The 19,184-nt window shown below is 70.0% G+C and carries 18 protein-coding genes; 2 read left to right on the top strand and 16 right to left on the bottom strand.

Annotation, left to right across the window (positions count from 1 at the left end):
* Positions 1-180: 180 nt before the first annotated feature.
* The 14 genes from M8445_RS04035 to M8445_RS03970 all read right to left on the bottom strand — a co-directional run bounded on the left by M8445_RS04035 (position 181) and on the right by M8445_RS03970 (position 13,339).
* Positions 181-1,584 (bottom strand): RtcB family protein, encoded by a 1,404-nt coding sequence (locus M8445_RS04035; RefSeq protein WP_273989868.1) that lies wholly within the window; start codon positions 1,582-1,584, stop codon positions 181-183.
* A gap of 259 nt (positions 1,585-1,843) precedes the next feature.
* Complete coding sequence (locus M8445_RS04030; protein WP_273989866.1) at positions 1,844-2,527, bottom strand: hypothetical protein; 684 nt, start codon at positions 2,525-2,527, stop codon at positions 1,844-1,846.
* 52 nt (positions 2,528-2,579) lie between these two features.
* Entirely contained in the window at positions 2,580-3,161 is a 582-nt protein-coding gene (locus M8445_RS04025; protein ID WP_273989864.1) for a hypothetical protein, read from the bottom strand.
* A complete protein-coding gene (locus M8445_RS04020; protein ID WP_273989862.1) occupies positions 3,158-4,060 on the bottom strand; it encodes a CapA family protein in 903 nt (300 codons plus the stop codon). Before M8445_RS04020 ends, M8445_RS04025 begins: the two co-directional genes overlap by 4 nt.
* A gap of 133 nt (positions 4,061-4,193) precedes the next feature.
* A complete protein-coding gene (locus M8445_RS04015; protein ID WP_273989860.1) occupies positions 4,194-6,239 on the bottom strand; it encodes a DUF3160 domain-containing protein in 2,046 nt (681 codons plus the stop codon).
* A gap of 32 nt (positions 6,240-6,271) precedes the next feature.
* Positions 6,272-7,729 (bottom strand): UDP-N-acetylmuramoyl-L-alanyl-D-glutamate--2,6-diaminopimelate ligase, encoded by a 1,458-nt coding sequence (locus M8445_RS04010; RefSeq protein ID WP_273989858.1) that lies wholly within the window; start codon positions 7,727-7,729, stop codon positions 6,272-6,274.
* A 29-nt stretch (positions 7,730-7,758) separates the two neighbouring features.
* Positions 7,759-8,448, bottom strand: coding sequence for a hypothetical protein (locus M8445_RS04005; RefSeq protein WP_273989856.1), 690 nt, complete (start codon positions 8,446-8,448; stop codon positions 7,759-7,761).
* Between the two features lie 129 nt (positions 8,449-8,577).
* Positions 8,578-9,222 carry a hypothetical protein gene (locus M8445_RS04000; protein WP_273989854.1) on the bottom strand — a complete coding sequence of 215 codons (645 nt, stop codon included), beginning with the start codon at positions 9,220-9,222 and terminating at the stop codon, positions 8,578-8,580.
* Positions 9,223-9,372: 150 nt separating this feature from the next.
* Entirely contained in the window at positions 9,373-9,996 is a 624-nt protein-coding gene (locus M8445_RS03995; protein ID WP_273989853.1) for a deoxynucleoside kinase, read from the bottom strand.
* On the bottom strand, positions 9,996-10,607 hold the full coding sequence (locus M8445_RS03990; RefSeq protein WP_273989852.1) for a deoxynucleoside kinase: 612 nt from the start codon (positions 10,605-10,607) through the stop codon (positions 9,996-9,998). The genes M8445_RS03995 and M8445_RS03990 overlap by 1 nt, the downstream gene beginning before the upstream one ends.
* A 119-nt stretch (positions 10,608-10,726) precedes the next feature.
* Entirely contained in the window at positions 10,727-10,897 is a 171-nt protein-coding gene (locus tag M8445_RS03985; protein ID WP_273989851.1) for a type II toxin-antitoxin system antitoxin, read from the bottom strand.
* A gap of 4 nt (positions 10,898-10,901) precedes the next feature.
* On the bottom strand, positions 10,902-11,813 hold the full coding sequence (locus M8445_RS03980; protein WP_273989850.1) for an SPFH domain-containing protein: 912 nt from the start codon (positions 11,811-11,813) through the stop codon (positions 10,902-10,904).
* Positions 11,814-11,987: 174 nt separating this feature from the next.
* Positions 11,988-13,133: a S1C family serine protease gene (locus M8445_RS03975; protein ID WP_373290770.1), complete on the bottom strand. Its 1,146-nt coding sequence runs from the start codon at positions 13,131-13,133 to the stop codon at positions 11,988-11,990.
* Complete coding sequence (locus M8445_RS03970; RefSeq protein ID WP_273989848.1) at positions 13,130-13,339, bottom strand: FmdB family zinc ribbon protein; 210 nt, start codon at positions 13,337-13,339, stop codon at positions 13,130-13,132. The genes M8445_RS03975 and M8445_RS03970 overlap by 4 nt, the downstream gene beginning before the upstream one ends.
* A 599-nt stretch (positions 13,340-13,938) precedes the next feature.
* Between M8445_RS03970 and glmS the strand changes: the two genes are divergently transcribed.
* A complete protein-coding gene (gene glmS / locus M8445_RS03965; protein WP_273989847.1) occupies positions 13,939-15,759 on the top strand; it encodes a glutamine--fructose-6-phosphate transaminase (isomerizing) in 1,821 nt (606 codons plus the stop codon).
* A gap of 64 nt (positions 15,760-15,823) precedes the next feature.
* Here the strand turns inward: glmS and M8445_RS03960 are convergent, their stop codons facing one another.
* Positions 15,824-17,485 carry a C1 family peptidase gene (locus tag M8445_RS03960; protein ID WP_273989846.1) on the bottom strand — a complete coding sequence of 554 codons (1,662 nt, stop codon included), beginning with the start codon at positions 17,483-17,485 and terminating at the stop codon, positions 15,824-15,826.
* 212 nt (positions 17,486-17,697) lie between these two features.
* Between M8445_RS03960 and M8445_RS03955 the strand changes: the two genes are divergently transcribed.
* Positions 17,698-18,816, top strand: coding sequence for a catalase family protein (locus M8445_RS03955; protein WP_273989845.1), 1,119 nt, complete (start codon positions 17,698-17,700; stop codon positions 18,814-18,816).
* Positions 18,817-18,840: 24 nt separating this feature from the next.
* On the opposite strand, the gene M8445_RS03950 is transcribed toward M8445_RS03955, so the two are convergent.
* Complete coding sequence (locus M8445_RS03950) at positions 18,841-19,182, bottom strand: (2Fe-2S) ferredoxin domain-containing protein (protein ID WP_273989843.1); 342 nt, start codon at positions 19,180-19,182, stop codon at positions 18,841-18,843.
* Positions 19,183-19,184: the final 2 nt, after the last annotated feature.

Here is a 19,184-nt window from a genome sequence, read left to right as displayed (position 1 = left end):
CGCGGGGCGAACGCCGCGAGAACGGAGGCATGCAGCCCCATACGTGGCCGTTCCCGCACCATGCCCGCCGACCACCTCGGCGAAATACCTGCCCAGTGCCAACGACAGCTCCCCCTGCCCCCCTGGGGTAGGGGGCTGGGGGGTGGGGAGGCCCGCCGCCAGGCGCACCCAATCCAACTGCTAGATGTCCTCACTCCCGCTGTCCATGCGAACCACGCGAGGCTGGAAGCTGGCCACGACGTTCACGAGGTCTTCTTGGCGGGCGATGACGTCCTCAATGCGTTTGTACGCTTGTGGGGCTTCGTCGATGCCGCCGCCGATGAGGGTGACGCCGCGCCCGGTGAGGTACGCCTGGACGTCTTTCTTGGCGAGGGCGCCGATGGCGGCTTTGCGGCCGAGTTGGCGGCCGGCGCCGTGGCTGGCGCTTTGCAGGGCGCCTTCGTGGCCGAGGCCGCGGATCACAAAGCCGGGGTCGGCCATGCTGCCGGGGATGAGGCCGAGTTGGCCGGGGGCGGCGGGGGTGGCGCCTTTGCGGTGGACGATGAGTTCCTGGCCGTTCACGGTTTGTTTCCAGGCGAGGTTGTGGCTGTTGCTGATCTGTGTGAGGGGGGTGACGTTCAGGGCGCGGGCGAGGCGGGCGTGGATGAGGTGGTGGTTGGCGAGGGCGTAGCGGCCGGCGAGGTTCATGGCCTGCCAGTACGCCTGTCCGTCTTCGTGATCGAGGGGGAGCCACGCGAGTTTCTTGGCTTCGGGGGCGAGGGTGGGGTGGTGGCGTTCGGCGAGGGCGGTGAAGTGTCCGGCGACCTGCGCGCCGAAGCCGCGGCTGCCGCTGTGGGTGAGTAGCGCTAGGTACTGTCCGGCGTCGAGGCCGAGGTCGCCCTGTGGGAGGGTGAGGGTGCCGAATTCGGCGAAGTGGTTGCCACTGCCGCTGGTGCCGATCTGCGTGGCGGCCTTCTCAAACAGGTGCTGGAGGAGGGGCTGCTCCTGCCAGGTGTTTTCGTGCAGAACCTCGTGGTCCTGGCGGTCGCGTTTTTCGAAGGCGACGCCCGCGCCGAAGCGGGTGTGCTTGAGCAGGAGGGTGCCAGCCTCGTCGGTGCGCAGCGCGCCGGGCTGGATGGGCAGGATGGAGAGCATCATGGAGCAGCCGATGTCCACGCCGACGCCGTAGGGAATGACGGCGTTCTCGGTAGCCAGCACACCGCCGATGGGGAGGCCGTAGCCGACGTGTGCGTCGGGCATCAGGGCGCCGGCGCGGCTGACCGGGAGGCGCATGGCGACGTCCATCTGGCGGTGTGCGCCGGGGTCGATCAGGTCGGCGCCCCATGTGGGGTAGGGGAGGGGCTGGGCGCGCAGGTCGCTGCCCTTACGGGCGTCGATGATGGCCTGCTGCGCGAGGAGTTCGGCGGCCAGCGGGGCGTACACGCCGCCCGCGGTGTACGCGGCGGGGGTGGCCTGCACGGCGCGCAGTTCGCTCAGGATGTCGTCGCGGGTCAGTCCGGCGGTTTCGCGCTGGGTGGCGGCGGTCTGGGCGAGGGCGATGGCTTTCTTTTCCAGGCCGAGTTTCACGAGGTGTTTGCCGTTCATGTCGGGGCTCTCTCTTTCAGGTGGGTGGGGAGGCGACTGCGCCTCGGGTGGTGGGGCCTCGGGGTGTGGGTGTCCGGTCGCCGGGATCGCCGTCCGGGGCGTCGGGCGTACTGGGTGTGGCTGTGCTGAATGGAGCTGTACTGGGTGTTCCTGCGGGCATGGTCGCCTCCTTTCCCTGAATCGGGTCGTGATGAGTGTGCCGCGCGGGTGGGGGGGCAGGCATCCGCCCAGTGGCGTATGCAGTGGCGTAGGCCAGTGCCTACTCCAGCGGGTCAGCGTCCAGCGGGGTGGGGTCGAAGCGGATCTGGTCGGGAATCAGCCGCCCGCCCTGCGCGCGGTAGGTCAGGACGAGGCGACCCGTGAACGCCCAGTCGCGCTGCACCTCGACCAGTGCCGTCAGGTGGCCGCCCTGCACGGTCCAGCGCACCTGATCGCCGATGCGGGCGGCCCCGGTGCGGGGCACGCCGGGCAGTGCGGGCAGTTTCACGGTGCGGTCTGGCAGGATCAGGCTGCCCGTGCCGAAGCGGACCTGCTGGCGCAGGTACGGCAGGGGCGGCGTGACCGGCCACTCGCGCAGGTCCGGCAGGGTCAGGACGCGGGCGTCGTACACGGCCACGCCCGTGCCCTCATCGGTCATCAGGGTCACGAGCAGTTCCGGCTGGCGGTCCCCGCCCACGTCCGTGACGGTCAGGCCCGGCCAGAAGGTGGGGTTGCTCAGGGTGCGCCACGCCGGGAAGGTCCGCGTGACCGTTCCGGCCGTGACGCGCAGGCCGCTCAGCAGGCCCTCCCGTGCGGGTGCGGTGGTCTGCACAGTCAGGTTCGGACCCTCGTGCCGCGCGACGGTCGCCCCGGCGGGAATACCGCCCGTGGGCGTCGGGACTGGCACCTGCGCGGCGTGCGCGGGCAGAAGCGAGGCGGCAAGCAGCAGGCAGAGGCGGCGCATACCCCATCATGCCGGGTTTCCGGGCGGCCCTGCGCTACCGGACGGCCCGGCGTTACCGGACAGCGGGGCGGCCCTGCGCGTCGGGCTGCACCTCGCGGGCCACGGTAAGGGCGCGGCGGTCCAGCCGGAACCCGAAGCCGGTCCAGTGCCACAGGCTCAGCGCGCGGGCGGGCGCGCCGGGGGCGGCGTAGGTGGTTTCCAGCGTGGCGAGCGTCCCGCCGGGCAGTACAGTCAGCGCCGCGAGCGGCTGGAACAGGGCGCTGCCCACCCAGACCTCCCGGTACCGGCCGCCGCCCAGGGGGCGCAGCACAGCGACGTGGCTGCTGTAACCGCGCGCGTCGCGGTTGCCCTGGATGGGCGTGGGGTGCGCACTCCAGCGGGCGGTGCGCCAGTCGCGCCAGGGGCGCCAGACGGCCAGCACGCACTCGGGGGCGCCGTCGCCGGTCACGTCGGCCAGGACGCTGCTGCGCACCTCCCAGTCTGGGGGCAGGGTCAGGGCCGGGCAGGGGGGCGGGGCGTGCCGGGCGGGGCTGGCCGTCCAGTCGCCCGCCGGGGTGAGGCTGCGCCACGTTCCCTCGCCGCCGCCCGCAAGTGCGCTGCCCAGCAGCAGCAGGGCCGTGAACAGGCCTCTCACCGGACCTCCGGGCAGGCAGGGAGGTCCAGCCGGGTCAGCGCCTGCGTCCGCTGCGTCCCGCTGGCGGGGGTCACGCGGCCCGCGCGGGTGCGGGTGGGGGCGGCGCAGGCGCGGGCTACGTTGGGCAGCGGCACGCGCACCACCGCGCCGATCTGCGCCGCTGGGAACGGCTGGTCGAACAGCAGGTTGCCCAGGCTGTACAGCACCAGCGCCGCTCCGCGTGGTCCGGTCAGGACCTCGTGCCCCTGGAGGACGTGCGGGCCGCTCCCGGCGATCACAGTCGCCCCGGCCGCCACCAGCGCCCGCGCCTGCGTCCGCTGCCGGGCGGTGGTCAGGCCGTACTCCTCGCCCCAGTGGGCCAGGACGATCACGGTGTCCGCCTGCCGCGCCGCCGCGCGCACCGCCGTCAGGGGGAGGGGAACCGCGCCGTCGTCCAGCCACGCCAGCAGCGCGACCCGCTGGCCACGTACCACGCGGACGGTCGGGGTCGCCGTGACCGGGTGGAGGCCCGCGCGCCTCAGCGTGTCCTGCGACTGCACCTCCCCGGCTGGTCCAGCGTCCCGGCCGTGGTTGTTCAGCACGCCCAGATGCGTGAGGGGCCACAGGGCGGCCGCTGCGCCGGTCGGGGCGCGCAGGTCGATGCCCGGCGTGACGCGCGGCGCGTCCGTCAGGGGGGATTCCAGGTTCGCGGCCACCAGATCGGCGCGCAGCAGGGGCGCCACCGCCCGCAGCGTGGCAGGCCAGTCGGTGGCGTTCGCCTGCGCCACGCCGCGCGCGAGGCTCAGGTCGCCGGCCAGCGCCAGCGTGACCGGCCCGGACGGCGGCCCAGATGGCGGGGCCTCCCGCCCGCCCGAGGTGAGCAGCAGACCCGCCAGCAGGCCGCAAATGGCGATCCTCATACGGATTCCGTTTGTTTCGTTGACAACCCGGAAGGGCGCCGGGTCATCAACTCCACGTCCGGAACCCGCTTCTCTCCTACTCGCATCCGCTCGGAGTGAATGGTTTGTGCAAACCATTCACTCGGAGTCCGCATCACTTCACCAGCACGCCATCCAGCCAGGGGTGCGCGGGCGGCACCTTGCCCTGACGCAGCTGCGCGCGCCACGCCTCGTCCGTCAGGCGGCCCGAGACGGGCACCGTGAACTCGTACTGCGAGTACACGCCGCCCCGCGCGACCTGAAGGCCGCCGCGACCGTCGGGCACGACGGCGTACAGCTCGTGGATGAAGCCCGTGCCTTCCTCCAGGGCGACGGTATTTCCCGTCCTATCAACGCCGGTGGCGACGTCCGCGACGACGGCGGCCATGGCATCCTCGTCGAACTGGCTGGCGTTCTCGCCGTCCTCGGGGTCGGCGCTGGCCATCTTCATCTGTTCCAGCCACCCGCCGAAGTAGTGGATGCGGTCGTACTCGTCGCGGGTCAGCGGGGTGCCCGCCAGTTCCTTGGCGGTGGCGCGGCTCAGGAGGCCCAGCATGTCGCGCAGCGAGTCGAGGTTCTGCGCGGTGCGTTCCGACAGGACGCCCTGCTCTTTCAGGACGCGGCGGGTCAGGGCCTCCAGGGTCTGCAGGCGTGCCCAGAGGGCCGGGTTGGGTTCCACGTACCCGCGTGGGGGCTGCGGGGGTTCCCCGGCGCCCATCTCGGCCATGGTCTGCTTGGCGTACAGGATCGTGTCGTGGCGCAGTTCCGTCCAGGAGCCCAGCGCGGTCAGCATCTCCTTGCGCGTCCAGGCGGGCGTGCGCATGAACGCCGGGTAGCGTGCGTCGCGCGGCTCAGGCCTGGCGAGGGCCTGGAGGGCGTACAGCCAGCCGGAATAGACGTTCGCGGTCCAGTCGGCCTGCTTCAGCGCGGCGAAATTCGCGCGGAGTTTCGCCATGTTCGCGTCGTAGTTGGCGTACTTCGACTGCCCGGTGCGGCGCAGTTCATTCAGCGCGGCGTCGCTGCCCAGCACGGCCAGCAGGTCAAGGCCGCTGGGCAGCAGGCGCGGCTGCGTGTCGGTGCCCACCTCGCGGTACACGAGGCGCTGGAAGGCCGCGCCGTCCAGCGTGAAGCGCTGCCCCATCAGCCGGAAGCCGAGTGTCTGCGCGTCGCGCACCTCGCGGCCCTCGCCGGGGCGGGCGATCACCACGGCGCTGTTCACCTGCGGGGGCGGCAGTTTCCGCAACTCGGCCTGGAAGGCTGTCAGGATGGCCGGTTCCGCCAGTCGGCGCACCTGCCCGCCCGCCGCGACTTTCAGGGCCGCCGCGTACTGCCGGTAGTTCAGGTCGTCGCTGCGGCCCACCAGCAGCGCGGTCGGGTCGTACACGCGCGCCCACAGCTTCTGCGCCTCGGCGTTCGCGCCCATCAGGGCGGTCAGCAGGCCCGCCACGCGCGTCTCGCTGTCCTTATCCACGCGCAGGTTCAGGCGGCCCAGCCACATCATGGAGCGGAAGTAGCGTTTCAGCGCCTCGCTTTTCGTGTAGTGCCCGCGCGGCACGTACTGCGAGTAGTCCTCGAGCAGTTCCGTGCCGCTGAAGATGGCCGAGGGGGCAATGCCCTGGTGCGCGTCGATGAGTTTCAGTTCCGCCGCCACCAGCGCCGCCACCTCGGCGGGCGGGGTCACGGCTGGATCGGCGAGTTTCTGTGCGACCGACAGGTACGCCAGTGTCAGCCGCGCGTCCGCCTCCAGCGGGGTGCCCTTCAGCGCCGTCAGTTGCCGGCGGGAATCCGCCACCAGCAGCGCGGTCAGGCGGCGTGCGGCCGGGGCCAGGGACTCACGTTCCAGGTCGCGCAGCAGCTTGTCGAAGATCAGGTGGTACACGTGCAGCGTGGCGTCCGACGTGACGAACACCGGCTGCTCTGCGTAGCGCGTCGCCTCGTACACGGCGTCGAACTGCCGCCACTGCGCGGGCGTGATCACGAAGCCGTTGCGGGCCAGAGCCGAACGCTGCGCGGCGTTCAGTGGGTCCAGGCCCAGGTCGGCCTTCCCGCTGACCAGCGGCGACTTCAGGGCGTTCAGGTTCACGGGCAGCGAGTACGGCGTGGGGGCCGCCACGCCGGTGCTCAGCAGGGCCAGGGTCAGGACGCACAGATGAGGACGCATGTCGCCTTCATACCATGTCGCTGGGCACCCGGTCAGCTCAACTTCAGGGCGTCCACGGCTTCCTGTGTCTCGTTCCAGGTGATGGTCTCGTGGGCGCGTTCGAGGGTGTCCTCGGGGCCCTTCCCGGCCAGCAGGACTGTGTCGCCCGGCTGGGCCAGGGCAATGGCGGCGCGGATGGCCTCGCGGCGGTCGGGAATGGACTGGAAGTTGGTGTGTCCGGCTTCGCGGGCGCCGCGTTCCATTTCGCTCAGGATGTCGGCAAGCGGCGTGTCGCGGCAGTCCTCCTCGGTGAAGACCGCGTGATCTGCCACGCGGGTGGCGACCTCGCCCAGCGGGGCGCGTTTGCCCGGATCGCGCGGGCCGCCGGCCGATCCGAGCACCACGGTCAGGCGGCCGGGCGTGGTGGTCCGCAGGGTGCCCAGCGCCTTTGCGAGGCTGGCGGGCGTGTGCGCGAAATCCACGACCACGCGCCGCCCACGCCCGTCCGGCACGAGCTCCATGCGGCCCGGCACGCCCCGGAACGACGCGAGGCCTGCCACCAGCGCTTCCCAGCCGGCGCCCAGGTGCGCGCTCGCGGCCATGGCGGCCAGGGCGTTCGCCACGTTGAAGCGCCCGATCATGGGCAGGTGCGCGTCGAACTCGCCCAGGGGACTGATCACGTGGAAGTGCAGCCCCGTGCTGCGTTCCTCGACATCCGTGGCCCGCCAGTCGGCGTGCTGCCCCTCGGCGCTGTAGGTAGTCTCGGCGGGGGCAATGCCGCGCAGCTGCGCCGTCCAGGGGTCGTCCACGTTCAGGACCGCGAACGGCGCGGCCTCTATCAGGCGGCGCTTATCGGCAAAGTAGTTCTCCAGCGTCCCGTGGAAGTCCAGGTGCTCGCTGCTCAGGTGCGTCCAGACGGCCACGTCCCAGTTCACGCCGCGCACGCGCTCCAGGGCCAGGGCGTGACTGCTGGCCTCCAGCACCGCCGCGTCCGCGCCCGAGCGCACCATGTCGGCCAGCGTGGCCTGCACCTGCGGGGCCTCGGGAGTCGTGAAGTGCGCCGGGAAGTGCCGCAGCTCGCCGTCCGGCAGTTCGTACCCGACGGTGCTCAGCAGGCCTGTGCGCAGCCCGGCGGCGCGCAGCAGGTGCCGCGTGATCCAGCTGGTGGTGGTCTTCCCGTCCGTGCCGGTCACGCCCACCACCCGCAGCGCGCGGCTGGGATGCCCGGCCAGCGCGGCGGCCGCGTCCCCCAGCGCGGCGCGGGCACTGGCGACCCGCAGGTACGGCAGTGGGCTGACCACGCCGTCCGGCAGGCCCTCGCCGATCACCGCGACCGCGCCGGCCGCCGCCACCCGCTCCAGGAAACTGTGCCCGTCGAAGCGTGCGCCGCGAATCGCCACGAACGCAGAGCCAGCGGCGGCCCAGTCGGCGTTGTGCGTCACGCCCGTCACCTCCGGATTCTCGGTGGGGGCGGGAACGTTCAGGTGGGCGGCCAGCTCGGAAAGACGCATGGGGGGATGATACGGGCTGAGCTTCCCGCTCAGCGGACGCGCTGGTACAGCCCGTCGAACCGGACGTTCAACCCGCCACACTGCCCGTTGTCGGTCGCCAGCAGCCACGGCCCCACCGGCCGCAGACGCACGCTGCACCCGCCGTCGCTGTACGCCAGCGGCCACGCTCCCTCCTGCCGGCGCAGCGGGCCGTTCAGGTTGCCCATGTTCACGCTGCCGTCCGCCCCGGCGTGCGTGGCCGAACCGTTCAGGGTCAGCGCGCCGCTCACGGCCTGCCGGACCGTCAGGCCCGCGTTGGCGTCCCGCGCCCACGTTCCGTGCAGGTCCGCCGGGGCCGGCAGCGCCTCCACCTGCGTGTCCGGCAGGAACCCGCGCATCACCTGATCCGGCAGGCCGCCGCTGGGCAGCAGGTAACTGCACCGGCGGCCCTGCACGCTGCGGCCCTGAAGCAGCAGGTCGCCGGCCCGCACGCTGAACCGGCCGGCCACGCCGCGCGCGTCACTGAAGGTCGCGCGCGGCACGCCGACCTGCGCGGCCCGCAACTGCTCGGGGTTCAGTTCCGTCCAGTCTGCCGGGCAGACCATCCCCGGGCTGGTGGGAGCCGTGGCCGTGGCCGTGGCCGCAGCGAGCGGCGAGGTCAGGGACAGCAGCGCCACCCGACCCAGGAACCGCCGCAAGGTCAGCGGGTACGTGGAGGCGCCGGAACGCAAAGCCGTCATCCGCGCAGGGTACCGCGCCACGCCGGGAAGAATGGTGGGCCTGAGCAGCCGCTATGACGGCCAGGGTCGCAGTGCCGGATAGGGGCGCAGTGCCGGGCGCGGCCGGCTCGGGAAGTGGTCATGGCCCCCTCAGCGGACGCGTGAGTACAGTCCACCGAACGCGGCGCTCAGGTCGCCGCACCCGGCGTCGGCCGCCACGACCAGCCACGGCCCGACCGGATACAGGTTCAGGCGGCACCCTTGACTCTGCAGGGCCCAGCTGCCCGGCTGTTCGGTCAGGGCCACGCCACTCAGGGGGGCGGTAATGCCGGGCACGCTGGAACCGCCCTGCACGTTCAGGCCGTCCGGGGTGCGGCTCAGGCTCAGTTCGGCGGCGGAGTCCCCGCCAGCCGGGCCGGACGGGCCAGGGCGCTGCCACCGGCCGTTCAGGGTGGGGGCGGTCGTCTCGGTCTGCACCTGAAAGTTCGACAGGAATCCGGCGCGCCCCGTCACCTGCCCGTCCCGGATCAGGTAACTGCAGCGGCGGCCGTCCTGACTGCCTCCCTGAAGCAGCAGGTCGTCCCGGTTCAGACTCCCGGTCTGGGCCTTCCCGCCCACGTCGGTCAGGAATGCGTGGGCGGTTTTGACGCGCGCGGCGCGCAGGTCGGCCGGGTTCAACAGTTGCCACGCCGGGCAGACATCCGCAGTCCGGGCCGGCTGCTCCGTCTGCGCGGCGGCGTTCGGGATCAGCCCGGTCAGGGTGACGGTCAGGGTCAGGGCAGGGGTAAGGCGCATGCGGGCAGCCCGGCCCGCCGCACACAGATCTGACCGGACGCACACAGATCTGACCGGATGCCCGGCGCCCCGGGTGTCGGCACCGGAGCCGCAGAGGCGGCCGTCTGCTCGGGTGGAACGGTTTTACAGATCAGTCAACCGGAGTCCGGATCAGCGCAGCAGGGGCAGGCCGAAGCCGTTGGCCTGCACGCGCGCGCACACCCACTCGAAGGCCTGCGGGTCGGCCACGAAGTCCAGCTGATCGCCGGGCACGCGCACGACCGGACAGGCGTCGAAGCCCGTGACCCAGCTGTCGTACAGGCGGTTCAGGCCGCCCAGGTACTCGTCCGGGATGGCCTGCTCGTACTCGCGGCCGCGCTGCGCGATGCGGCGTTTCAGGGTGGGCAGGCTGGCGTCGATGTGGATCAGCAGGTCCGGGACGCGCAGGGCGCTCAGGACGCCCTCGTACAGGCTGAGGTAGGTGTCCCAGTCGCGCCGCGCCATCTGTCCGCTCTCGAACAGGTTGCGCGCGAAGATGTTGGCGTCCTCGAACACCGTGCGGTCCTGAATGACGTAGCGGGCGCCGGTCACGAGGTTCAGGTGTTGCTCCAGGCGCCGGGACAGGAAGTACACCTGCGAGTGGAACGAGTACTGCCGCATGTCGCGGTAGAAGTCTTCCAGGTAGGGGTTGTCGGCGTACGGTTCGTACACGGGGCGCAGGCCGTAGCGGTCGGCCAGCATGCGCGTCAGGGTGCTCTTGCCGCTGCCGATGTTGCCGGAAATCGCGAGGTACATCAGTCGGCCGCCTGCGTGTCGCGCAGGGCGCCGTCGATGCGGTCCATCAGGTCCTGTTCGTCGCCCGGGTTGTTCACGAAGTCGATGCCGGCCGCGTCGATGATCACGTGCGGGTGCGGGTACGTGCGGAAGTACTCGTCGTACCGGCTGGTCAGGTCCGCGAGGTACGCGGCCTGCATGTCCTGCTCGAACGGCCGGCCGCGCAGCGCGATGCGGCGCAGCAGTTCGTCGGTGTCGGCGCGCAGGTACACCACGAGGTCCGGGGTGGGCAGGCGCGGCGACAGGTGCGAGTACAGGTCCTCGTACAGCGCGAACTCGGCGTCGCGCAGGTTCATGGACGCGAAGATGAAGTCCTTGTCGAACAGGTAGTCGCTGACCACGCTGCCCTTGTACAGGCCCGGCTGCCACAGCGCCGAGAGCTGCTTGAAGCGTGAGAGCAGAAAGAACGCCTGCACCTGAAACGAGAACGCTTCGGGCTGCTCGTAGAATTTCGCCAGGAAGGGGTTCTCCTCGACGATCTCCAGGTTCAGTTCGGCGCCGTGACGCGCGGCGAGGCGCCCGGCGAGGCTTGTTTTCCCGACCCCGATGGGCCCTTCGACGACAACGTACATGACAGGCCAGAGCATAGCGCCCCCCAGGAGTCTGAAGGGTGGATGAACGCCTTGACACGCGCGGGAAGCCGGGGGGTGAACGGCAGACGGAGGATGGGGTGGGTTCCATCCTCCGCCTGCTAGTCGCTGTCCTCTTTCTTCTTCTCCTTCAGGCGCCCAGCTTCTTTCGCGGCGCGGGTCAGGAGGTACTCGATCTGGGCGTTCACGCTGCGCAGGTCGTCTGCCGCCCAGCGTTCCAGCGCGGCGTACAGCTCCGGGCTGATGCGCAGGGGGAAGTTCTTGCGCGCCATACCGTCAGTACAGGCTTCCGGCGTTCACGACCGGCTGCGTGCCGCGTTCGCTGGTCAGGACGACGAGCAGGTTGCTGACCATCTGCGCCTTGCGTTCCTCGTCGAGGTGCACGATGTCCTGCTCGCTGAGTTCCTTCAGGGCCATCTGGACCATGCCGACCGCACCCTGCACGATCTGGCTGCGCGCGGCGATGATGGCGCTGGCCTGCTGGCGCTGCAGCATGGCGCCCGCGATTTCCGGGGCGTACGCGAGGTGCGACAGGCGCGCTTCGAGAACTTCCACGCCGGCGTGACGCAGTCGGGTGGCGAGTTCGGTGGCCAGGGCGTCGGCGATCTCGTCGGCGTTGCCACGCAGGCTCATGGCGTCGTCAGTGTAGTTGTCGTAGGGGTACTGGCTGGCGAGGTGCCGCAGCGCCGTTTCGGCCTGAATGGCGACGAACTCGTTGTAGTCCTCGACGTCGAACACGGCGCGGGAGGTGTCCACGACGCGCCAGACGATCACGGCGGCGATCTCGATGGGGTTCCCGGCCAAGTCGTTGACCTTCAGCCGCTCGGAGTTGAAGTTGCGGATGCGCAGGCTGACGCTCTTGCGGACTGTCAGGGGGTTGGTCCAGTACAGGCCGTTGCGGCGTTCGGTGCCCACGTAGCGGCCGAACAGGGTGATCAGGGTGCCCTGGTTGGGCTGCACGATGAAGAAGCCCACGACCATGAAGATCACGGCCAGGATCAGGGGGACACTCAGGAGCGGTTGCCGGGCCACGAAGGTCCAGATGGTCAGGCCGCACAGCAGCAGCCAGATCAGGAATACCGGGATGCCGGGCAGCCCGAAGGCGGGGCGCTCGGTGCTGGCGACGCCGCTGCGGGTGGAGACGCCGCCGTGGGGGTTGGGGGTGGGAGCCTGTGTCAGATCATTCATGATGAACCCTCCGGTGATCTCGAATACCTATCAAAGTGATATCACTTTCAGGTAGGATTTACCAGTCGCCCGGCCCGCGAGGAAAGACAGGGGTGAGCGGTCAACAGTAAAAGATTGATGGTTGACAGCGGGGGAGCGCCCGTCCATCAACCATCAACCTCTCCCCATCAACCCTTACTGCAGGGTGCGTTTGAGCAGCGTGACCTTCACGTCCACGCTCTTCTTGTTGCGCCACACGCGCAGGGTGACGGTCTGACCGGGGCGCTTGGCAGCCACCAGCCGGATCACGTCGAACGAGTCGCGCACGCGCTGGCCGTCCACCGCCACGATGATGTCGCCCAGCGGCGCGAGCAGCTGATCCTTGCTGTTGCGCAGGCTGCCGCGCAGGCCAGCGCGGGCGGCGGCCGTACCGGCCGGAACCTCGTCCACCAGGGCGCCCTCGGAACTGTTCAGGCCCGCCAGTTGCCGCAGCGCCGGGTCCAGGTTGTCCAGGTCCACCATGGTCACGCCCAGCGTGCCACGCTGCGGTACCCCGATCTTCTCCAGGTCGTCCAGGCTCTGCTTGACCAGATCACCGGGCACGGCAATCCCGATCACGCCTGGAATCAGGCCGTTGGCCGACACGTTCGCGTCGGCCACGCCCACCACCGCTCCGCGTGAATCCAGGACCGGGCCGCCGCTGTTGCCCTGCTGGATGCTGGCCGTCGTGACGATGTACTGCCCGACCTCGTTGGCGAAGCCGTCGTTGCGGTTCAGGTCGCGGGCGCTGGCGGCCACGCTGAACACGCCGCTGCCCACGAAATTCTGAATGCGCAGCGGCGTGCCGATGGTCAGCAGTTTCTGCCCCGGAATCAGGCGCGCGCTCGACCCGAAACTCAGGGTGGCAGGCGCCGTCACGCCGGTCACGCGCAGGATCGCGATGTCGATGCCGGGGTCGATGCCCTCGATCTTCGCACTGACGCGCCGCCCGTTGAACAGCGTGACCGTCAGGGACTCCTGGTACTGCACCACGTGGTAGTTCGTGACGATCAGGTCCTTCTTGTAGAAGAAGCCCGTGCCGGTGTCGATGGGGTCATCCCCGACCTGCAACCTCTCGCGTTGCAGGCGGTTGTCGATGCGCACCACGGCCTGAATGGCTTTCTGGGCCACCTCGACGGTGTTCACCTCGTCCGGCGTGACCAGGGCCCGCTCGGCGCTGACCCGTCCCGTGATGTACGCCCCGGCGACCGCGCCGCTCAGCAGCAGCGCCGCGCCCAGCACGCGCAGACCCAGCCGCCCGGTGCGGGCTGCCGGGCGGGCCGGGGTGCCGGGCGGAGTCACTCGCCGCCGCCGCCCTCGCCGCCGCCCTTGGGGCGGGAATCGGTCACGTAGAACCCGCTGCCTTTAAAGGCAATGCCGGGCCGCGCCAGGATCCGCTTGACGGGCACGCCCGTTTCCGGGTGCGTGGTGTAGGCCTCGTCGCGCATGCTCTGCTGCAACTCGTAGACTTCGCCGGTTTCGATGTTCTTGTAAAGGTACGTGGGCATGGTGGTTACGGTGTCCTCTGGTCGTGACGCTCTGACTTGCGTGCTTGCGTTCGTCTGGCCGCGCAGCGGATGCGGGGCGGCCGCTGCTTTCCGCACGCCGGGGCGGTTCAGCCGGACGCGCGCGCGTTCCGGGCACGTCCGCGCCTATCCTAGCAAGGACCGCCGCGCCCGGTCTGTTCCGCAGGGGCCGCGCGTCCACACTGCCCGCCCGGCGCAGGCTTGAGCCTTTCTTCAGCTGCCCTCCCGCCGGTCCCTTTGCTGCCCTCCATGAGTGCTGTACTCACAGGCGGCGGGCACTCACATGCGCTCGCCCCCCCGCCCGCGCTATGCTGCGACATGAACCGCTGGTGTCCGGTTCACACAAACAGGGCAGCGCAAGGCCCCCGACACACTCGGGGGAGACGAGGTGGAGGTCAGCGAGCAATCTGCGGATGCCTCCAGGCGCGCGTTCAGGCGCCTACCCGCCGCCCCACGCCGGGGCGGGAAGCGCGGCGATAACCCCCACGGCAACGTGGGCATAAGGCCGCGCACGACGCACAACAACTTCAAAGACAGGCACCCCCGCCCGGCCCCAGCGCCGCCGGCGGGATGGAGTCACCATGTGTGGAATCGTTGGATACATCGGCCCCCGTCAAGCCCAGCAAGTCCTGATCTCCGGGCTTGCCAAACTCGAGTACCGCGGCTACGACAGCGCCGGCATCGCCATCCATGACGGCGAATGCATCGACGTGAAGAAGAAAGCCGGGAAGCTCGAGAACCTCAGCACCCTCCTCGACGGCCAGCCCATGACCGGCTCGCTGGGCATCGGGCACACCCGCTGGGCCACGCACGGCCTGCCGAACGACACGAACGCCCACCCTCACGCCACCGAGGACGGCCGCATCGTCATCATTCACAACGGCATCATCGAGAACTACCTGACCCTCAAAGAGGGCCTCCAGGGACGCGGGCACCAGTTCAAGAGCGAAACCGACAGTGAAGTGCTGGCCCACCTGATCGAGGAAGCCTACGCGGGCAACCTCGAAGAAGCGGTCCGCGCGGCACTCGCGCAGGTGCGCGGCGCGTACGGCATCGTCGTCACGCACGTCGACCACCGCGAGATCGTCGCCGCGCGCACCGTCAGCCCGCTCGTCATGGGCGTCGGCGAGGGCGAGATGTTCCTGGCCAGCGACGTGCCCGCCCTGCTGGCCTACACCCGCAACATGGTCTTCCTGCACGACGGCGACATGGTCGTCCTGCACGACGACGGCTTCCGCGTCATGGACCTTGCCGGCAACCCACAGGAACGCACCATCGAGCACATCGAATGGGACGCCGAGGCCGCCGAGAAGGGCGGGTTCGACACGTACATGCTCAAGGAAATCTACGAGCAGCCCCAGGCCCTCACCAATACCCTGATCGGCCGCCTGCACGACGACACCGGCGAGGTCAACCTCGACATCAACCTCGACCCCGGCTCCTTCAAGCGCATCAGCATCATCGCGTGCGGCACCGCCTTCTACGCCGGACTGGTCGGCGAGTACCTGATCGAGCAGCTCGCCCGCATCCCCGTCGAGGTGGACGTCGCCAGCGAGTACCGCTACCGCGACCCCCTGGTCAGCGAGAACACCCTGGCCATCGTCGTCTCCCAGAGCGGCGAGACCATCGACACCCTCGAAGCGCTGCGCGAGGCCAAGAAGTTCGGCGCGAAGACCCTGGGCGTCATCAACGCCAAGGGCAGCTCCATGACCCGCGAACTGGACGACACGCTGTACATCCACGCCGGACCCGAGATCGGCGTCGCCAGCACCAAGGCGTACACCAGCATGGTCAGCGCGTTCCTGATGCTGGCCCTCTGGCTCGGCCGCGCCCGTGGCACGCTCAGTGAGGAGCAGGGCGCCGAACTCCTGAAAGCCGCGCGCGAACTGCCCCGCCTGGTCGAGGAAGCCCTGGCCCCCGAACGCGTGGCCCGCATCAAGGAAGTCGCCGAGAAGTACGCGCACGCTCGCGACTACCTGTTCCTGGGGCGTGGCGTGAACAGCCCCACCGCCTACGAGGGCGCCCTGAAACTCAAGGAGATCAGCTACATCCACGCCGAGGCCTACGCAGCCGGCGAGATGAAGCACGGCCCCATCGCCCTGATCGACGAGAACCTGCCGGTCGCCGTGATCGCCACCGAGAGCCGCCTGCTGGAAAAAACCATCAGCAACGTGCAGGAAGTCCGCGCCCGCGCCGGCAAGGTCATCCTGTTCCTCAGCGACGGCGACACCGAGAACGCCCGCCACGGCGACGACGTGATCTACGTCCCCCGCGCGCACGAGATGGTCAGCCCCGTCGTGAACGCCGTCGCCATGCAACTCCTGGCGTACTTCACGGCCGCCGCGCTGGGCAAGGACGTGGACAAACCCCGCAACCTCGCCAAGAGCGTCACCGTCGAGTAACGACCCACCAGCAGAAGGGGGCCGCAGCGCGACTGGCTGCGGCCCCCCTTCTCTTACCCTGGGTTCAGAATCCGGCCATGTCGCTGGCGACGGCGTTCGCGGGGATGTTGTACACGCCGTACACTTCCTTATCCATGAAGTTGTCGGGCAGGTAGGCGTAGCCGCCGTCGCCGAAGCCGCAACTCCAGGAGTTCTTGATCACGAAGTACCCGGTGGGCAGGGCCAGTTTCACGTTGACCAGTCCGGCGATCTTCGCCGTGTACGTCTGCGTGCCGGTGTTCACGTACCCAACGACGTGGATGGCGTGGCCGCCGCGTGGGTTCTGGCCCATCAGGCCGGTGTTGGGCAGGCCGCTGGCGCCGATGGAGTCGAAGGCGCCGTCGACCGTGAAGCCCAGGATCAGCTGGTCGCCCCGGTCGATCATCTGGCGCAGCATGGCGCGGCGGTAGGCGCGGGCGGCGTCCCCGTTGCCCAGGGCGTTGTTGGCGAGCGCCACCCAGACTTCGTTGCCCTGCGTGGCGCGGAAGTTGAACGCGGCGTTCGGGGCGATGTCCCATTCGGGTTTCCAGGCGCAGTTGTTCGTGCCGTTCTGGCAGACCAGTTGCGCCTGCGCGGTGGTGTCGCTGCACGCCTGATCGGCGTAGTTCACGCAGGAGTTCTTGAAGGCCGTGATGGGCTGCTGGGTGTTGGCGGGCACGCGTACGCGGCTGCGGGACGGGTTGTACTTCCAGCGGATCTCGGTCGGCAGCATGCGCTGGCGGGTGATGGCGTCATCGAAATCGCCCCAGCCGGCGCCGTCTCCCAGCACGCCGTCGTCGCCGCGCAGCCAGTAGTACGCGTACTGCTCGGACAGGTTGAAGGTGATCTTCTTGCGCCGCGCGATCAGGCTTTCCAGCGCGGAGGTGTACGCGAAGGCCATGCAGGTACCGCGCCGACCCTGGTCCTTGATGGTGGTGATCTGGTCGATGGCGTTGCCGCGCATCTGGCCGAACAGGGCGCTGGTGGGCGTGAAGCGGCACGCGCCGTCGCTGGGGTTGCTGACGAACCCGTCCCCGAGTTCCCCGCCCGGCTGCGAGGGCTTGGGCGGCGCGAGGCGCGTCTGCAGGCGGTTCAGGGCGGCGGTGTTCAGGGCCGCGACGTTGATGCGGCTGTTCGCGGCGAGCGTCACGCCGCCCGGGGAGTCCTGGGACAGGAACTCGCGCGGGACGGGATTCTGGTCGCTCAGGCCAAAGGAGTTGAGGACGGCGGCGCGGTTGCGGTCGGCGCTGGCCTCGGCGTTCGCGACGCTCAGGGCCACGGTTTCCTGCCCGAACAGCAGCACTTCCTTGTCCTCGCCGCCCCGGAGTTTCACGGTGGCTGGCACGGTCAGGCCGCGCGGGAGGCTCAGGGTCGTGCGGGCAATGTCGGCGCGCAGTTCGGTCGAGCGGGCCAGGGTGCCCACGACGTCCAGGCTACGGCGCACCTCGGCGTCGCGGGCCTGGATGCGGGCGGGCAGGTCAGTCAGGTTCAGTTGCAGGGCGTTCGGGGCTTTCAGGGTCTGCTGGAACAGGTCCGGGTCCACGCGCAGCACGTTCAGATCCAGGTTCGCGACCCGCACAGGTTGCAGGGTCAGGTTCTTGAAGTTCAGGTTGACGGTGTTCTGTGCGTGCGCGCCTCCCAGCGCGGCGCAGAGGGCAAGCAGGGTCAGGTGGCGGGCCGGTCGGCGGGCAGGACGGTGGCTGTTCATGCTGGTCTCCCTGAAAACCTGTCCCTGGTTCCCGTCTGCGCGGGTGCGTCGGCAGGTCTTCGTGGGTACAGTTCACCATGCCGTTCATGATCAGGGCGTGATCGGGCCGGGGCCAGGGCGTGACCGGTCGGCGCGTGCCCATGAACGCCCGCTGAACGGAGCGTCAAGTGCCCCCGCTGGTCATGACCACGGTCACCTTGTTAGCCTGCGTCATGACTCACGACGGGACTTCCGCGTTCGCCCGGTACCACGATCAGCTTGAGCAGGCGCAACCGGACGAGGCGCAGACCGCCGAGCGGCTCGCGCAGGTGATGCGCGGGTACAGTGAGGCCTTCCAGGGACGCTACCAGCATGCCGTTCGCAGCGTGCACAGCAAATCCCACGGGGTGCTGATCGGCGAACTGGAGGTGCCGGGCGACCTGCCGGCCCCGCTGGCGCAGGGGCTGTTCGCGCGGGCGGGCCGCTACCCGGTCGTTCTGCGGCTGTCCGCGCCTCCCGGTGACATCCTGCCGGACAGCGTGTCCACGCCGCGGGCCCTGGCGCTAAAGATCGTGGGTCCGGCCGGGCAGGACATGGTGGACGGGCACGTGGGCGAGGTGACGCAGGACTTCCTGATGAACAACGGTCCCGTGTTCGCCGCGAAGGACACCAACGGCTTCCTGAACAACCAGTTGCCGATCCGCCTGACCCTGAACGCCCCGGAGGAACTGAAGGTCGCGGCGGCGCTGGGCGCGCAGGTCGCGGCGCGCGTCACGGGGGATAGTGGGCCGCTGGCGGGCGCCCTGAAGCAACTGGGCGGGCACCCGCACACGCACCCGCTGGGCGAGACGTACTACACGCAACTGCCGCAGCGCTGGGGAGACTACGTGGGCAAGGTGTCGCTCGCGCCGGCCTCCGCGCACCTGACCGCGCTGAAAGACCAGCCGGTGAAGGTCCTCGGGCCGGGCCGCGCCGACGCGCTGCGCCGCGCCATGGCCGACACGGTGGGCCGTGAAGGCGGCGTGTGGGAACTGCGGGTGCAGCTGTGCACCGACCCGCAGCGCATGCCCATCGAGGACGGCTCCGTGCAGTGGGACGAGACCCTGAGTCCCTTTCAGGTGGTCGCCCGGTTGACCGTGCCGCCGCAGGACACGGCCCGTCCGGACAAGCTGGTGTTCGCGGACGAACGCCTGAGCTTCAACCCGTGGCACGCCCTGGCAGCCCACCGGCCCATGGGGAACGCCATGCGCGCCCGCCGCCGCGTGTACGAGATGTCCGTGCAGTTCCGCCGCGAGCACAACGACGAACCCATCCCGGAACCCCGCAGCGCTGCCGACCTCCCCCGACCCTGAGCCTGGAGCGGAGGCCAGTCGCGCTCACTCCGGGCCGTACTGATGCTCGGCGGGCAGCGGTCCCTGCTCGTGCACGGCCTGCGCGATGCGGGCGGCCAGCGGGAAATCCACGGCGGCGTACCACGCTTCTTCCAGGCCCACGCCGGGCGCGGCGCGGTACACGCACAGGCTCGGGCCGAAACTGCACGAGCCCAGGCAGCCGCTCTCGGTCAGGCGCAGCGTGCCGCCCCGCTTGTAGTACGCCAGGGACTCGCGTTCCAGGTGGTTCCACAGGGCTCTGTGCAGCAGCGCCGACCCGCGCGCCTGACAGTTGGGGCCCTGGCAGACCAGCAGGTGGCCGTTCGTTCGGAAGTACTTGGCAGACATCG

It is taken from the genome of Deinococcus aquaticus (genome assembly GCF_028622095.1).
Lineage (GTDB): Bacteria > Deinococcota > Deinococci > Deinococcales > Deinococcaceae > Deinococcus > Deinococcus aquaticus.
Note: the sequence above shows the minus strand (reverse complement) of the source record. Positions and strands in the feature narration are given on the sequence as shown.